This is a genomic window from Salmonella sp. SAL04162 (genome assembly GCF_046551535.1).
Classification (GTDB): domain Bacteria; phylum Pseudomonadota; class Gammaproteobacteria; order Enterobacterales; family Enterobacteriaceae; genus Salmonella; species Salmonella enterica.
This window is the reverse complement of the sequence record NZ_JBGDVX010000002.1, coordinates 82,182-96,675: the sequence shown is the minus strand read 5'-3', so window position 1 is coordinate 96,675 and position 14,494 is coordinate 82,182. Positions and strand designations below refer to the sequence as shown.

Sequence of the window (14,494 nt, the reverse complement as noted above, 5' to 3'; positions counted from 1 at the left end):
CGCTTTATGCGTAGTATTGCAGCCGTTCCGCCAGTAAATCGACAAATCCCTGGCGGTCTACATCGACCATCACCGTCGCATTCGGCTTATTCTCCGTCAGGAAATAATAATCCACCACCGTCATCCCCTGGGTGTATTTCCCCTGAGTTTCCACGCCAACCCAACGCTCAACGGTGGTGAAAATCTCCGGTTTCAGCAGCCAGGCGATGGTGCATGGGTCATGCAGCGGCGCGCCGACAAATCCCCATTTTTCGTCTTTGTGGTACTCCATAAAGAAGTCCAGCAGTTCGGCGACGATGGTGGAAATCGGGTTGCCAATAGCGCGAAAGCGTTCGATATCGGCGGCGTGAATCTGTGCCTTATGCGTGACGTCCAGCCCGGTCATCACCACCGGAATGCCTGACTGGAAGACAATTTCGGCGGCCTCCGGGTCGACGTAAATATTAAATTCCGCAGCGGGCGTCCAGTTACCCAGCGCCATCGCGCCGCCCATGATCACAATGCGGGCGATTTTCGTATGCAGTTCAGGATGGCTATTCAGCAGCAGCGCCACGTTGGTCTGTGGGCCAGTGGAGACGATGGTGACTGGCTGTGAGCTCTCGCGCAGTGTTTTTGCCATCAGCTCAACGGCAGTGCCGCTTTGCGGGGCGAATGAGGGCTCGGGCAGCGCCGGGCCGTCGAGGCCGCTTTCGCCGTGAACGTTATCGGCGATAATCAGTTCGCGCATGAGAGGTTTCACCGCGCCGCCCGCCACCGGAATATCCGGGCGTTTGAGCAGTGTCAGCATCCGCAGCACGTTGCGCAGGGTCTTCTCCGGCGTCTGGTTGCCGGCGGAAGAGGTGATCGCTTTCACTTCCAGTTCAGGGGAGGCGAGGGCGAGAACGAGGGCGATCGCGTCATCATGACCCGGATCGCAATCAATAATAATGGGCAATGCCATAGCGGTTCCTTGTAAGCGGTACTTTGTGACAAGGGTAACGCCCGGCTGGATACGTTTCGAGAAGCGAAGCGGTAAAGCGTGAGATAGCGCGCACTCTGACGTGCGCGCCGGGAAGATTAGTGCAGGATTTTTGCAAGGAAGTCTTTTGCGCGATCGGAACTGGGGTTAGCGAAGAACTCCTCTTTTGGCGAATCTTCGACGATTTTACCTTCATCCATAAAGATCACCCGGTTAGCCACTTTACGGGCAAAGCCCATTTCGTGCGTCACCACCATCATGGTCATCCCTTCGTTCGCCAGTTCGACCATCACGTCCAGTACCTCGTTGATCATTTCCGGATCGAGTGCGGAAGTCGGTTCATCGAATAACATGGCAATGGGGTCCATACATAGCGCACGGGCGATGGCGACACGCTGCTGCTGACCGCCGGAAAGCTGCGCCGGGAACTTGTTGGCATGTGCAGACAGACCAACGCGCTCCAGCAGCTTCAGGCCTTTATCGCGGGCGGCGGCTTTATCGCGTTTCAGCACTTTCACCTGCGCCAGCGTCAGGTTTTCGATGATCGACAGGTGGGGAAATAGCTCGAAGTGCTGGAATACCATGCCCACGCGGGAACGCAGTTTCGCCAGATCGGTTTTTTTGTCGTTCACAATAATGCCGTTAACGGTAATTTCGCCTTTTTGCACCGGTTCCAGACCGTTGACGGTCTTAATTAGCGTGGATTTACCGGAACCCGATGGCCCGCAGACTACCACCACCTCACCTTTTTTCACTTCTGTTGAACAATCGGTCAGCACCTGAAAGTGACCATACCATTTTGAAACATTTTTCAGGGTAATCATTAAACTGTCCTTTTCTTCAAATAGCTGACCAGCAACGACGCGCTCAGGCTGATAACAAAATAAACGGCGCCGGCGAACAGAATCATTTCGACCTGAGTACCGTCACGCTCGCCGATAGTCGACGCGGTGCGGAAGAAGTCCGCCAGGCTGAGTACATAAACTAAAGAGGTGTCCTGAAATAGCACGATGCCCTGCGTAAGCAACAGCGGCACCATCGCCCGAAACGCCTGCGGCAGAATAATGAGCTTCATCGACTGCCAGTGGGTCATCCCCAGCGCCAGCGCGGCGCTGGACTGCCCGCGGGAAATACTTTGAATACCGGCGCGAATAATCTCGGAATAGTAGGCCGCTTCAAACATGGAGAATGCCACCATCGCGGAGATCAGGCGGATATCGGTTTTCGGCGATAGTCCCAGCACGTTTTGCAGAAAGCCGGGGACAATCAGATAAAACCACAGCAAGACCATGACCAACGGGATGGAACGGAAAACGTTAACATACGCTTTAGCAAACCAGGCAATAGGGGCAAAGCTTGAGAGGCGCATGACGGCCAGAATGGTTCCCCAGACTATCCCCACGACAACGGCGGTGACGGTGATCTTCAGCGTGATGACCAACCCGGCCAGCAGGTAAGGCAGTGAGGGGATAATCGAACTCCAGTCAAATTCGTACATTATTTGCTCCCCACGTTGCCCGGCAGGCGGACTTTGCGTTCAACCAGGCTCATGACCAGCATGATAACGGCGTTAATCAGCACATAGGCCAGCGTAATGGCGGTGAAGGATTCCCAGGCGTGCGCCGAGTAATCCAACAGTTTGCCTGCCTGCGCCGCCATATCCACCAGACCGATGGTTGAGGCAATAGCCGAGTTTTTCACCAGGTTCATCATCTCTGACGTCATTGGCGGCACGATAACGCGATAGGCATTCGGCAGCAGGACATAGCGATAAGCCTGCGGCAGCGTTAGCCCCATCGCCAGCGCCGCGTTCTTCTGCCCGCGAGGCAGAGACTGAATCGCGGCGCGCACCTGTTCGCAAACGCGGGCGGCGGTAAACAGTCCCAGACAGATCATTGAGGAGAGGAAAAACTGAATATTGGGATCGAGTTCCGCCTTAAACCACATGCCAAGATCTTCCGGCAACAGTTCAGGCACCACCAGGTACCAGGTGAAGAATTGCACGATCAGCGGCACGTTACGGAACAGTTCTACGTACAATGTGCCCAGTCCGGAGAGGAAACGGTTGGGAACGGTACGTAAAATGCCGAAAATAGATCCTACCAGGAAAGCGATAATCCAGGCGGTAATCGAAAGGGCTACGGTGACCTGAAAACCACTCCATAGCCAGCCGAGATAGGTGGTATTGCCGAAGGGGGCTTCCTGTAAAAAAATACCCCAGTTCCAGTCTATTGACATACATCTACTCCGAAAAAAAAGGGTAGCAGTGCTACCCTCGAAGATTGTTGCCCGGCGATTTGCGGTTTCAGGCCCGAGGGGGAACGACCATCAGGCTTATAGTCTGTCCGTGCTGAGCGACAATCGAGAGGACAGGAGTCCCGTCCCATTTAGTTTTAGTTAGTTAAGCGCTTTATCATTCGGTGCTTTGAACAGGGCTTTCATCTCGTCAGACAACTCAAAATTCATGTTCAGGTTTTTCGGTGGGATTGGATTTTTAAACCACTTATCAAACCACTTTTCCGCTTCGCCGGAGGTTTGCGCCTGGGCGATGGTATCGTCCATCAGCTTTTTAAACTCAGGGTCGTTTTTACGCAGCATACAGCCGTAGGCTTCCTGGGACTGCGGTTTACCGACAATCTCCCAGTTATCCGGTTTCTTGGCTTTGGCGCGCTCGCCGGCCAGCAGCGCGTCATCCATCATAAAGGCGACGGCGCGACCGCTTTCCAGGGTGCGGAACGAGTCTCCGTGGTCTTTCGCGCTAATAATACGCATCCCCATCTTTTGCTCTTCGTTAAGCTTATGCAGCAGAATTTCAGAGGTCGTCCCGGAGGTGACGACGACCGCTTTGCCTTTCAGATCCGGGAAATCTTTAATATCGCCGCCTTTTTTAGTCAGCAGTCGCGTCCCGACGACGAAAATCGTATCGGAGAAGGCGGCCTGTTTCTGGCGCTCAAGGTTGTTAGTCGTTGAACCACATTCAAAATCGAAGGTTCCGTTTTGCAACAGCGGAATACGGTTTTGCGAGGTGATCGGAATCAGCTTCACCTGCAGATCCGGCTTGTTAAGTTTCTTTTTTACCGCTTCCACAATGGCGTTGGAGTAGTCCTGGGAATAGCCGACCACTTTCTGCTGGTTGTCGTAATAAGAAAAGGGCACAGAAGATTCGCGATGCCCGACGACGATCACGCCATTTTTAGCGATCTTGTCCAGGGTGCTACCAGCGGCAGGCGCGCCATCTTCTGCGTGCGCAAGGCCCGCAGACAGTCCCATGACCAGCATTGCTGTGGTTAGCTTACGTAATTGCATATCCAACTCCTTTATCATCTGCGCCGTCGACGCATTGATAGCTATTGTGATGTTGTTATTGCCTGCAACTTGCGCGTGCAGTGTTATGTGTGTTTGTTAACATTTAGTGTGGCTTGTTGTAAATATTTTGCTGCTATATTGTTTATTTTTGCGAAGTGCGCCGCACCGTTCAGAGGCAAAAATCCTACATTGCACCGTTCAGGTGCTACCGATGATCGATTTTGGTGCGACCAGGTTGCACAAGCAGCCAGAACAGGTTTGCCATGTTTAACAAAGCAATAGACGTGCCAGAATGGGGGAAAAAGGAGGATTTTCAGGCCGGATAAATGAAGCGCTATCCGGCCTGGGGAGATATTATTTCCGTCGTTGTCGCAGACTCATCACTACCGCGCCAAAAGCAAACAGCGCGGTCAGTACCCATAGCGGCCAGTTGCCGGTACGAGCATAGGGAGTTAACCCCGTGGTTGGCGTGACGTGGGTGGTCAGCACCTGGCGTGTGAACTGCGGAATCATCGCCTGGATTTCGCCCTGCGGGCCAATCACCGCCGTAATACCGTTATTAGTACTGCGCAGTAACGGACGCGCCAGCTCCAGCGAACGCATCCGCGCCATCTGGAAATGTTGCCACGGGCCAATGGACTTACCAAACCAGGCGTCGTTAGAAATCGTCAGCAGATAGTCGGTGTCCGGGCGGAAGTTATCCCGCACCTGTTCGCCAAGAATAATTTCATAACAGATTGCCGCCGTCAGCTTATAGTCGTGCGCATGTAACTGCGGCTGGATATAAGGGCCGCGGCTAAAGGAGGACATGGGCAGATCGAAGAACGGCGCCAGCGGACGCAGGATAGACTCCAGCGGAACGAACTCGCCAAAGGGTACAAGGTGATTTTTATTGTAGCGATTGGGCGAGTCATAACTGTATGGATTATCCTTGCCCAACGTAATAATCGTATTGTAGGTGTCGTATCGATTCTGTTTATTGAGACGCGCATCGACAATACCGGTGATCAGCGTGCTATTTTTTTCGCGTAACATCTCGTCCAGCGAACGAAGGAAGGGCTGCTGATTGATTTCGAGATCCGGAATCGCCGACTCAGGCCAGATAATAATCTGTGATTTGCCTAACTCTGGGCGAGTTTCGTTGAGATAAATTTTTAGCGTATTCAGTAGCTGGTTTTCGTCCCACTTCAGCGACTGCGGGATATCGCCCTGCACCAGCGATACCTGGGTCGCTTTGGCCGGTTCCAGCGTAAACCACTGGATATAACGTAGCGGAAAGGGCAAAGCAAACAGAATCACGGCGACAGCCAGCGGACGCCAGTTCCGCGTCGCCAGTGCCAGCGCTAACAGGCCGCTGACCATCATCAGCAGGAAGTTGATCGCTTCGACGCCCATTACCGGCGCCAGGCCTTTTAGCGGGCCGTCGACCTGACTATAGCCAAATTGCAGCCAGGGGAAGCCGGTCAGCACCCAGCCGCGTAAAAATTCGGTGATTTGCCATATTGCAGGTGCGGCGATAGCGACGCGCAGCCAGTTGGTTTTTGGCCACAGGCGCGACAAAATCCCGGCAAACAGTCCGGTATACAGCGAGAGATAAGCTGCAAGCAGCACCACCAGAAAAACGTTAACCGGGCCCGGCATGCCGCCAAACTGCGCGATACTGACATAAACCCAGTTAATCCCGCTACCGAAAAGTCCGAGTCCCCAGCAATAGCCGATGGCGGCAGACTGGAGCGGGCGGCGATTAAACGTTAAGGCCTGTAGCCCGATAAGCGACACTATCGCTGCGGGCCAGACGTCATACGGAGAGAAAGCCAGTGTTCCGCAGGCGCCGAATAATAACGCCAGCAGCAGGCGAATACGCTGGCGTTCAATTAACGAGGCAAATGCCATTTTTAGTCCACTATTGCTGTTATTCGTCCAGTTTTGGCTGGGGCGAGTCATCCGGGATCCTGACATGCACCTGAATAATACGACGACTATCGGCCATCGCCACTTTGAACTGGTAACCATCAATGTCAATGGTTTCGCCGCGGGCCGGTAAATGGCCGAACGCCTGCATCACCAGCCCGCCGATGGTATCGACCTCTTCATCGCTGAAGTGGGTGCCGAAAGCGTCGTTGAAGTCTTCAATCGACGCCAGCGCACGAATCGTCCAGGTATGGCGGCTAAGCTGACGGAAGTCGATATCGTCTTCTTCGTCATACTCATCTTCAATTTCACCGACAATCAGTTCGAGGATGTCTTCGATAGTCACCAGGCCGGAAACGCCGCCAAACTCATCGATAACGATGGCCATATGGTAGCGCTGGGAGCGGAACTCCTTGAGCATACGGTCAACCCGTTTGCTTTCCGGTACGACAACCGCGGTGCGTAACACTTTGTCCATGCTGAAGGCTTCGGCATCGCTGCGCATAAACGGCAGCAAATCTTTGGCCATCAGAATCCCTTCAATGTGATCTTTATCTTCGCTGATCACCGGAAAACGCGAGTGGGCGGACTCGATGATAACATCGAGACATTCGTCCAGCGTCTGGTTGCGTTTCAGGGTAATCATCTGGGAGCGCGGGATCATAATATCGCGAACGCGCTGGTCGGCGATGTCCATTACGCCTTCGAGCATATCGCGCGTATCTTCATCGATAAGCTCGTTCTGCCCGGAATCACGGATCAGCGCCAGCAACTCATCACGGTTTTTAGGTTCCCCGTGGAAAAGCTGGCTGAGTAGCAGGGAAAAAAATCCCTTTTTACTGTTTACTGTGTCACTACTGTGTGAATTGTCGTCGCTCATGGCGTCGTATGGGTTCTCATGTTAGTTAATACAAAGCTCGTCATGCGTATACTCAGCTGTGACGGCATGTTTTGCCTGATGGCGCTACGCTTATCAGGCCTACAAAAGGCATGAATGTAGGCCGGATAAGGCGCAAGCGCCGCCATCCGGCAAGCTACTATTCTGCAATCTTCTCGGCAATGTACGGATCCTCATAGCCCATAGCAAGCATAATCTCCGTTTCGAGAGACTCCATCTCTTCCGCTTCGTCATCGTCGATATGATCGTAACCCAGCAAATGCAGGCTACCGTGCACGACCATGTGCGCCCAGTGCGCCTCCAGCGGCTTGCTCTGTTCCTGCGCTTCCTGCTCCACGACCTGACGGCAAATAATCAGATCGCCCAGTAGCGGCATTTCAATGCCGGGGGGCGCTTCAAACGGGAAGGAGAGAACATTAGTGGGTTTATCTTTCCCGCGGTACGTTAAATTAAGGTCGTGGCTTTCGGCCTCATCCACCAGACGGATTGTGACTTCCGCCTCTTCCTGAAACTGCGGAATAACGCCGTCCAGCCAGCGTTGAAACTGAGCTTCATCCGGAAGGCCCGCGTGGTTTTCACAGGCCAACTGTAAATCGAGGATCACCTGGCTCATTTCTGCTCCTGCTCCTGGGCTTCACGCTTACGCTCTGCCGCCAACGCCGCTTTGCGTTTTTGTTCTGCCTCTTCCCAGGCTTCATAGGCGTTAACAATGCGGGCAACGACCGGATGGCGCACCACGTCTTCGCTGTGGAAGAAGTTAAAGCTGATTTCATCGACTTCCGCCAGCACTTCAATAGCATGACGTAAGCCGGATTTGGTGTTGCGTGGCAGGTCAATTTGCGTCACGTCGCCGGTGATCACCGCTTTCGAGTTAAAGCCGATACGCGTCAGGAACATCTTCATCTGTTCGATAGTGGTGTTCTGGCTTTCATCCAGAATGATAAAGGCGTCGTTTAATGTGCGTCCGCGCATATAGGCCAGCGGCGCGACTTCAATCACATTGCGTTCAATCAGCTTCTCGACTTTTTCAAAGCCGAGCATTTCGAACAACGCGTCATACAGCGGACGCAGGTACGGGTCCACTTTCTGACTTAAATCGCCTGGCAGGAAGCCGAGTTTTTCGCCCGCTTCCACCGCCGGACGGGTCAGCAGAATACGGCGAATCTCCTGGCGCTCAAGGGCGTCTACCGCAGCAGCGACCGCAAGATAAGTTTTACCGGTACCCGCCGGGCCGACGCCAAAGGTAATATCGTGATCGAGAATATTGGCGATGTACTGCGCCTGGTTCGGGGTACGCGGTTTAATCACGCCGCGCTTAGTTTTGATATTAATCGCTTTGCCATAGTCAGGCACGCTTTCCGCGCTCTGTTCCAGCACCCGCGCTTCTTTGATCGCCAGATGAATTTGTTCCGGTTCGATATCCTGAGTCTGGCCGCGCATCGGTGCGGTATCGACATACAGACTTCGCAAAATATCTGTCGCCGCGGTCACGCAAATCGGACGACCGGTCAGTTTAAAGTGATTGTCACGGCGGTTGATTTCAATACCGAGACGACGTTCGAGCTGTTTAATATTGTCATCAAACGGCCCGCAAAGGCTCAACAGACGGGCGTTGTCTGCGGGCTCAAGGGTAATTTCGCGAGTGTCTATATTCAAACTGTTCCTCTTGTGTCTGTATCGCCGGACGCTGAACATTTACCGGCATCTAAGGAAATTATTCACGCCATAGGGAAAAGGCGCAAGCATTGCAATGAAGATGGGGATGAAGAGAGAAAATTGCAAGGCCCGTCGGGCGACAGGCCATGAACAGGAAGCCCGACAGGCGTAGCGCCATCGGGCATTATTGCCTTTCCAGCAGGATTAAGGCTGGTAGAATCCTACGCCCAGCTCATTTTCTTTACGGGTACGGGCAATGACGGACTCCGGCGTTTCGGCGACGCGCAGACCCATTTCATCTTCGGTACGCACCACTTTTCCGCGCAGGGAGTTCGGATAGACGTCAGTAATTTCCACATCGACAAACTTACCAATCATCTCCGGCGTGCCTTCAAAGTTCACCACCCGATTGTTTTCGGTACGGCCAGACAGTTCCATAATGTTTTTACGTGACGTGCCTTCCACCAGAATGCGCTGTGTCGTGCCGAGCATACGGCGGCTCCATGCCATCGCCTGCTGATTGATACGCTCTTGCAGAATATACAGACGCTGCTTTTTCTCTTCTTCCGGTACGTCATCAACCATATCGGCAGCCGGCGTTCCCGGACGCGCAGAGAAGATAAAGCTGTAGCTCATATCAAAATTGACGTCGGCGATAAGCTTCATGGTTTTTTCGAAATCATCGGTAGTTTCGCCTGGGAAACCGACGATAAAGTCAGAGCTTATCTGAATGTCCGGCCGCGCCGCGCGCAGTTTACGGATGATTGCTTTATATTCCAGCGCAGTGTGGGTGCGCCCCATCAGATTCAACACGCGATCGGAACCGCTCTGTACCGGCAGATGCAGGAAACTGACCAGCTCCGGCGTATCGCGGTACACCTCGATAATATCGTCGGTGAACTCAATCGGATGGCTGGTGGTAAAGCGAATACGGTCAATGCCGTCGATGGCGGCAACCAGACGCAGCAGATCGGCAAAGGTGCCGGTGGTGCCGTCGTAGTTTTCTCCGCGCCAGGCGTTAACGTTCTGGCCCAGCAGGTTGACCTCACGCACGCCCTGCGCCGCTAACTGGGCGATTTCGAACAGGATATCGTCTGAGGGACGGCTGACTTCTTCACCGCGGGTATACGGTACCACGCAGTAAGTACAATATTTATTGCAGCCTTCCATGATAGAAACGAAAGCGGTCGGGCCTTCTGCGCGCGGTTCCGGCAAACGGTCGAACTTCTCGATTTCCGGGAAGCTGATATCGACCACCGGGCTGCGGTCGCCACGCACGGAGTTAATCATCTCCGGTAGACGGTGTAAGGTTTGCGGGCCAAAAATAATGTCGACGTAATGGGCGCGTTGACGAATGTGCTCGCCTTCCTGGGAAGCCACGCAGCCGCCGACGCCGATAATCAGATCGGGATTTTTCTCTTTTAACAGTCTCCAGCGACCTAATTGATGGAAGACTTTTTCCTGAGCCTTCTCGCGGATTGAGCAGGTATTCAACAGCAGCACATCCGCCTCTTCCGCCACGTCGGTCAGTTGATAGCCGTGGGTGGCGTCCAGCAGATCGGCCATCTTCGATGAATCGTACTCGTTCATCTGACAGCCCCAGGTTTTAATATGGAGTTTTTTAGTCATCGACTTGCTCTTGCGAAATAGTGGCTGAAAAGCAGGGCGCATAGTGTAATGCTTTGGCGCGGTTGTGACCAGTATGACTGACGTCAGCCCTAATGGGTAAAAAATCCTGTAAACTTGTCTAAAACGTAACAGGATGAATGACCATGACAAATCAACCAACGGAAATTGCCATTGTCGGCGGGGGAATGGTCGGCGGCGCGCTGGCGCTGGGTCTGGCGCAGCAAGGATTTACGGTGATGGTAATAGAACATGCCGCGCCTGCGCCGTTTGTGGCTGACAGCCAGCCTGACGTGCGGATTTCGGCCATTAGCGCGGCATCCGTGGCGCTGCTTAAGGGGCTGGGCGTTTGGGAGGCGGTGCAGGGGATGCGTAGCCATCCTTATCGGCGACTGGAGACCTGGGAGTGGGAAAACGCCCATGTGGTGTTCGACGCCGCTGAACTCAAGCTGCCGCTGTTAGGCTATATGGTAGAGAACAACGTCCTGCAACAGGCGCTATGGCAGGCGCTGGAAGCGCACCCCGGCGTGACGCTGCGCGTTCCGGCTTCACTGGCGGCATTGCACCGCCGCCACGATGGTTATGCGCTGGAACTGGCCGACGACGAATGGGTAACGCCGAAGTTAGTGATTGGCGCCGACGGCGCGAATTCGCAGGTTCGGCAAATGGCGGGAATTGGCATTCATGCCTGGCAATATGCGCAGTCGTGTATGCTTATCACCGTCAAGTGTGAAAATGCGCCAGGCGACAGCACCTGGCAGCAGTTTACGCCGACGGGGCCGCGCGCCTTTTTGCCGCTGTTCGACGATTGGGCGTCGCTGGTGTGGTATGACGCTCCGGCACGTATTCGCCAGCTACAGAGTTTATCGATGACGCAATTGCAGGTGGAAATTAACCAGCATTTTCCGGCGCGTCTGGGGGCGGTGATGCCGGTCGCGGCGGGCGCGTTTCCGCTAACCCGTCGTCACGCGTTGCAGTATGTACAACCGGGGTTGGCGCTGGTAGGCGACGCGGCGCATACCATTCATCCGCTGGCCGGGCAGGGCGTCAACCTGGGGTATCGGGATGTTGATGCGTTGATTGATGTGCTGGCGAGTGCCCGTAGCTATGGCGAGTCCTGGGCCAGCCATTCGGTGTTGAAACGCTATCAGACGCGGCGCATGGCAGATAATTTTATGATGCAAAGTGGAATGGATCTGTTTTATGCCGGGTTCAGCAATGAACTGCCGCCGCTGCGTATTTTACGCAATATGGGGCTGATGGCGGCGCAGCGCGCAGGCGTGCTAAAACGTCAGGCGCTGAAGTATGCGTTGGGGTTGTAGTTTGTGTTATGCCGGGTGGCGGTAATACCTTACCCGGCCTGTATTCGCCCGTAGGCCTAATAAGCGTAGCGCCATCAGGCAGTCCGAATTGCCAGAAAAGCAAAAAGCTCGCCGAAGCGAGCTTTTTAAAGGTGGCTGGGGTACGAGGATTCGAACCTCGGAATGCCGGAATCAGAATCCGGTGCCTTACCGCTTGGCGATACCCCAATTGTCGTACTTCTTGCGCTCATTAGCAGAGCGTCTTTAAAACTGGCTGGGGTACGAGGATTCGAACCTCGGAATGCCGGAATCAGAATCCGGTGCCTTACCGCTTGGCGATACCCCAACAAATTATTTTCGAACCGGTCGGATACCTCGACGCGTTCTGAATATGGTGGCTACGACGGGATTCGAACCTGTGACCCCATCATTATGAGTGATGTGCTCTAACCAACTGAGCTACGTAGCCAGATGATTTCTTCGATGGCTGGGGTACCTGGATTCGAACCAGGGAATGCCGGTATCAAAAACCGGTGCCTTACCGCTTGGCGATACCCCAATACCGTCGCGGTGAACCGCAAACTCGAAGAAATATGGCTGGGGTACCTGGATTCGAACCAGGGAATGCCGGTATCAAAAACCGGTGCCTTACCGCTTGGCGATACCCCATCCGTACAACGCTTATCGGTGAATGGTGCGGGAGGCGAGACTTGAACTCGCACACCTTGCGGCGCCAGAACCTAAATCTGGTGCGTCTACCAATTTCGCCACTCCCGCAAAAAAGATGGTGGCTACGACGGGATTCGAACCTGTGACCCCATCATTATGAGTGATGTGCTCTAACCAACTGAGCTACGTAGCCATCTTTTTTTCGCGTTACCTTATCGGCGTTGCGGGGCGCATTATGCGTATTGAGCCTTGAAGCGTCAACCTCTTTTTCATCGAAAAACGTCGGAAAGTGTCTGTTTGGTTAGGTTGCGAACAGCGTGGCGCAATATTCGGCAATTATTGGTTATTAATCGTTTTTCCGAAAGTGGTTTGCTATAAAAAAAGAGCCCCTAAGGGCTCTTTCGTCATCGTTAATTTACTGGTACGCCGACTGATGCACGCCGACCGCGCGGCCTGACGGGTCATCCATCGTTTTGAATGCTTCATCCCACTCAATGGCTTTGGCGGAAGAACAGGCCACGGACGGGCCGCCGGGTACGCATTCCGCCGCGCTCGGCACCGGGAACAGCTCTTCAAAAATTTCCCGGTACAGATACGCCTCTTTAGACGACGGCGTGTTGTATGGAAAGCGGAAGCGGGCGGTTTCCAGTTGTTGATCGGAAATCTGTTTCGCCGCCACCTCTTTTAGCGTATCAATCCAGCTGTAGCCTACGCCGTCAGAGAACTGCTCTTTCTGACGCCACGCGACGCTTGCCGGCAGATAAGACTCGAAGCACTCGCGCAGCACGTGTTTTTCCATCTTGCCGTTGCCGCACATTTTATCCTGTGGGTTGATACGCATCGCCACGTCGAGGAATTTTTTATCCAGGAACGGTACGCGCGCTTCCACGCCCCAGGCGGACATCGCTTTGTTGGCGCGGGCGCAGTCATACATATGCAGCGCCTGTAGCTTACGGACCGTCTCTTCATGTAACTCTTTGGCGTTCGGCGCTTTATGGAAGTACAGGTAGCCGCCAAACACCTCATCGGAACCTTCGCCGGAGAGCACCATTTTGATGCCCATCGCTTTGATCTTACGCGACATCAGATACATCGGCGTTGAGGCGCGGATAGTGGTCACGTCATAGGTTTCAATGTGATAGATAACATCACGAATGGCATCAAGGCCTTCCTGCACGGTGAAGTGAATTTCATGATGCACGGTGCCGAGGTGGTTAGCCACTTCCTGGGCCGCCTTCAGGTCAGGCGAACCTTCCAGACCGACCGCAAAAGAGTGCAACTGTGGCCACCAGGCTTCGGAGCGCTCCTGATCTTCGACGCGACGGGCGGCGAATTTTTTGGTGATAGCCGAGATAATCGACGAGTCCAGACCGCCGGAGAGCAGCACGCCGTAAGGGACGTCGGACATCAGGTGGCTTTTCACGGATTCTTCCAGCGCCTGGCGCAGCGCGTTTTTGTCGGTAACGTTGTCTTTTACCGCATCGTAATCGAACCAGTCGCGCTGATAGTACTGACGAATTTCGCCGTCTTTGCTCCACAGGTAGCTGCCCGCCGGGAACTCTTTAATGGTGCGGCAGACCGGGGTCAGTGCTTTCATTTCTGACGCTACGTAGAAGTTGCCGAATTCGTCATAGCCCATGTAGAGCGGAATAATACCGATATGGTCACGACCAATCAGATAAGCGTCTTTTTCGCTGTCATACAGGGCGAAGGCGAACATCCCCTGTAAATCGTCAAGGAAATCCGGCCCTTTTTCCTGATATAGCGCGAGAATAACTTCGCAGTCGGAGCCTGTCTGGAACGCGTAACGATCGCCATACTCCGCGCGTAACGTCTGATGGTTATAAATTTCACCGTTCACCGCCAGTACGTGGGTTTTTCTGGCGTTATACAGGGGCTGGGCGCCGGCGTTAACATCAACAATCGACAAGCGTTCATGTGCGAGAATCGCGTTATCGCAAGCGTAGATGCCGGACCAGTCCGGGCCGCGATGGCGCATCAGGCGTGACAGTTCAAGGGCTTTTTTACGCAGTTCCGCTGCATCTGTTTTGATATCGAATACGCCGAAAATAGAACACATAGCCTTCTCCGTTAATCTGTTGCATCGTACTTTTTGTGTTTGCTTGACTAAAAAATGCCGCAAAGGCGTGGAAGGCGCAAGGGGATTAC

12 protein-coding genes and 7 tRNA genes are annotated in these 14,494 nt (G+C 53.9%); 1 reads left to right on the top strand and 18 read right to left on the bottom strand.

Annotated features, from left to right (window positions below; genetic code table 11):
- Positions 1-4: 4 nt before the first annotated feature.
- The 10 genes from rihA to miaB all read right to left on the bottom strand — a co-directional run bounded on the left by rihA (position 5) and on the right by miaB (position 10,358).
- Complete coding sequence (gene rihA / locus ACLJRH_RS04585; RefSeq protein ID WP_023136540.1) at positions 5-940, bottom strand: pyrimidine-specific ribonucleoside hydrolase RihA; 936 nt, start codon at positions 938-940, stop codon at positions 5-7.
- 116 nt (positions 941-1,056) lie between these two features.
- Positions 1,057-1,782, bottom strand: a complete 726-nt coding sequence (gene gltL / locus ACLJRH_RS04580) for a glutamate/aspartate ABC transporter ATP-binding protein GltL (protein WP_000631369.1) — start codon at positions 1,780-1,782, stop codon at positions 1,057-1,059.
- On the bottom strand, positions 1,782-2,456 hold the full coding sequence (gltK, locus tag ACLJRH_RS04575) for a glutamate/aspartate ABC transporter permease GltK (RefSeq protein ID WP_000272799.1): 675 nt from the start codon (positions 2,454-2,456) through the stop codon (positions 1,782-1,784). Before gltK ends, gltL begins: the two co-directional genes overlap by 1 nt.
- A complete protein-coding gene (gene gltJ, locus ACLJRH_RS04570) occupies positions 2,456-3,196 on the bottom strand; it encodes a glutamate/aspartate ABC transporter permease GltJ (RefSeq protein WP_000020930.1) in 741 nt (246 codons plus the stop codon). Before gltJ ends, gltK begins: the two co-directional genes overlap by 1 nt.
- Before the next feature lie 159 nt (positions 3,197-3,355).
- Positions 3,356-4,264 carry an amino acid ABC transporter substrate-binding protein gene (locus ACLJRH_RS04565; RefSeq protein WP_001518176.1) on the bottom strand — a complete coding sequence of 303 codons (909 nt, stop codon included), beginning with the start codon at positions 4,262-4,264 and terminating at the stop codon, positions 3,356-3,358.
- Between the two features lie 354 nt (positions 4,265-4,618).
- Positions 4,619-6,157 (bottom strand): apolipoprotein N-acyltransferase, encoded by a 1,539-nt coding sequence (gene lnt, locus ACLJRH_RS04560; RefSeq protein WP_001749116.1) that lies wholly within the window; start codon positions 6,155-6,157, stop codon positions 4,619-4,621.
- Positions 6,158-6,176: 19 nt separating this feature from the next.
- Positions 6,177-7,055, bottom strand: coding sequence for a CNNM family magnesium/cobalt transport protein CorC (gene corC, locus ACLJRH_RS04555; protein WP_001278615.1), 879 nt, complete (start codon positions 7,053-7,055; stop codon positions 6,177-6,179).
- A 157-nt stretch (positions 7,056-7,212) separates the two neighbouring features.
- Positions 7,213-7,686: an rRNA maturation RNase YbeY gene (gene ybeY / locus ACLJRH_RS04550; protein WP_000084477.1), complete on the bottom strand. Its 474-nt coding sequence runs from the start codon at positions 7,684-7,686 to the stop codon at positions 7,213-7,215.
- Positions 7,683-8,729, bottom strand: coding sequence for a PhoH family protein (locus ACLJRH_RS04545; RefSeq protein ID WP_001018045.1), 1,047 nt, complete (start codon positions 8,727-8,729; stop codon positions 7,683-7,685). Before ACLJRH_RS04545 ends, ybeY begins: the two co-directional genes overlap by 4 nt.
- A gap of 204 nt (positions 8,730-8,933) precedes the next feature.
- Positions 8,934-10,358 carry a tRNA (N6-isopentenyl adenosine(37)-C2)-methylthiotransferase MiaB gene (gene miaB / locus ACLJRH_RS04540; RefSeq protein ID WP_001519200.1) on the bottom strand — a complete coding sequence of 475 codons (1,425 nt, stop codon included), beginning with the start codon at positions 10,356-10,358 and terminating at the stop codon, positions 8,934-8,936.
- Positions 10,359-10,501: 143 nt separating this feature from the next.
- On the opposite strand from miaB, the gene ubiF reads away from it, so the two are divergent.
- Positions 10,502-11,677 carry a 3-demethoxyubiquinol 3-hydroxylase gene (gene ubiF / locus ACLJRH_RS04535; RefSeq protein WP_023136539.1) on the top strand — a complete coding sequence of 392 codons (1,176 nt, stop codon included), beginning with the start codon at positions 10,502-10,504 and terminating at the stop codon, positions 11,675-11,677.
- 132 nt (positions 11,678-11,809) lie between these two features.
- Here the strand turns inward: ubiF and ACLJRH_RS04530 are convergent.
- The 8 genes from ACLJRH_RS04530 to asnB form a co-directional block, all read right to left on the bottom strand.
- Positions 11,810-11,884: transfer RNA gene (locus tag ACLJRH_RS04530), tRNA-Gln, on the bottom strand.
- Positions 11,885-11,927: 43 nt separating this feature from the next.
- Positions 11,928-12,002: transfer RNA gene (locus tag ACLJRH_RS04525), tRNA-Gln, on the bottom strand.
- A 46-nt stretch (positions 12,003-12,048) separates the two neighbouring features.
- Positions 12,049-12,125: transfer RNA gene (locus tag ACLJRH_RS04520), tRNA-Met, on the bottom strand.
- Between the two features lie 15 nt (positions 12,126-12,140).
- Positions 12,141-12,215: transfer RNA gene (locus ACLJRH_RS04515), tRNA-Gln, on the bottom strand.
- A 35-nt stretch (positions 12,216-12,250) separates the two neighbouring features.
- Positions 12,251-12,325 (bottom strand) — tRNA-Gln (locus ACLJRH_RS04510).
- A gap of 23 nt (positions 12,326-12,348) precedes the next feature.
- Positions 12,349-12,433: transfer RNA gene (locus ACLJRH_RS04505), tRNA-Leu, on the bottom strand.
- Positions 12,434-12,441: 8 nt separating this feature from the next.
- Positions 12,442-12,518: transfer RNA gene (locus tag ACLJRH_RS04500), tRNA-Met, on the bottom strand.
- 222 nt (positions 12,519-12,740) lie between these two features.
- On the bottom strand, positions 12,741-14,405 hold the full coding sequence (gene asnB, locus ACLJRH_RS04495) for an asparagine synthase B (protein WP_000337032.1): 1,665 nt from the start codon (positions 14,403-14,405) through the stop codon (positions 12,741-12,743).
- Positions 14,406-14,494 lie beyond the last annotated feature (89 nt).

Excerpts from the sequence above, each read along its gene's own strand:
- rihA (WP_023136540.1), bottom strand. The coding sequence starts at position 940 with ATGGCATTGCCCATTATTATTGATTGCGATCCGGGTCATGATGACGCG.
- gltL (WP_000631369.1), bottom strand. The coding sequence starts at position 1,782 with ATGATTACCCTGAAAAATGTTTCAAAATGGTATGGTCACTTTCAGGTG.
- gltK (WP_000272799.1), bottom strand. The coding sequence starts at position 2,456 with ATGTACGAATTTGACTGGAGTTCGATTATCCCCTCACTGCCTTACCTG.
- gltJ (WP_000020930.1), bottom strand. The coding sequence starts at position 3,196 with ATGTCAATAGACTGGAACTGGGGTATTTTTTTACAGGAAGCCCCCTTC.
- ACLJRH_RS04565 (WP_001518176.1), bottom strand. The coding sequence starts at position 4,264 with ATGCAATTACGTAAGCTAACCACAGCAATGCTGGTCATGGGACTGTCT.
- lnt (WP_001749116.1), bottom strand. The coding sequence starts at position 6,157 with ATGGCATTTGCCTCGTTAATTGAACGCCAGCGTATTCGCCTGCTGCTG.
- corC (WP_001278615.1), bottom strand. The coding sequence starts at position 7,055 with ATGAGCGACGACAATTCACACAGTAGTGACACAGTAAACAGTAAAAAG.
- ybeY (WP_000084477.1), bottom strand. The coding sequence starts at position 7,686 with ATGAGCCAGGTGATCCTCGATTTACAGTTGGCCTGTGAAAACCACGCG.
- miaB (WP_001519200.1), bottom strand. The coding sequence starts at position 10,358 with ATGACTAAAAAACTCCATATTAAAACCTGGGGCTGTCAGATGAACGAG.
- ubiF (WP_023136539.1), top strand. The coding sequence starts at position 10,502 with ATGACAAATCAACCAACGGAAATTGCCATTGTCGGCGGGGGAATGGTC.
- asnB (WP_000337032.1), bottom strand. The coding sequence starts at position 14,405 with ATGTGTTCTATTTTCGGCGTATTCGATATCAAAACAGATGCAGCGGAA.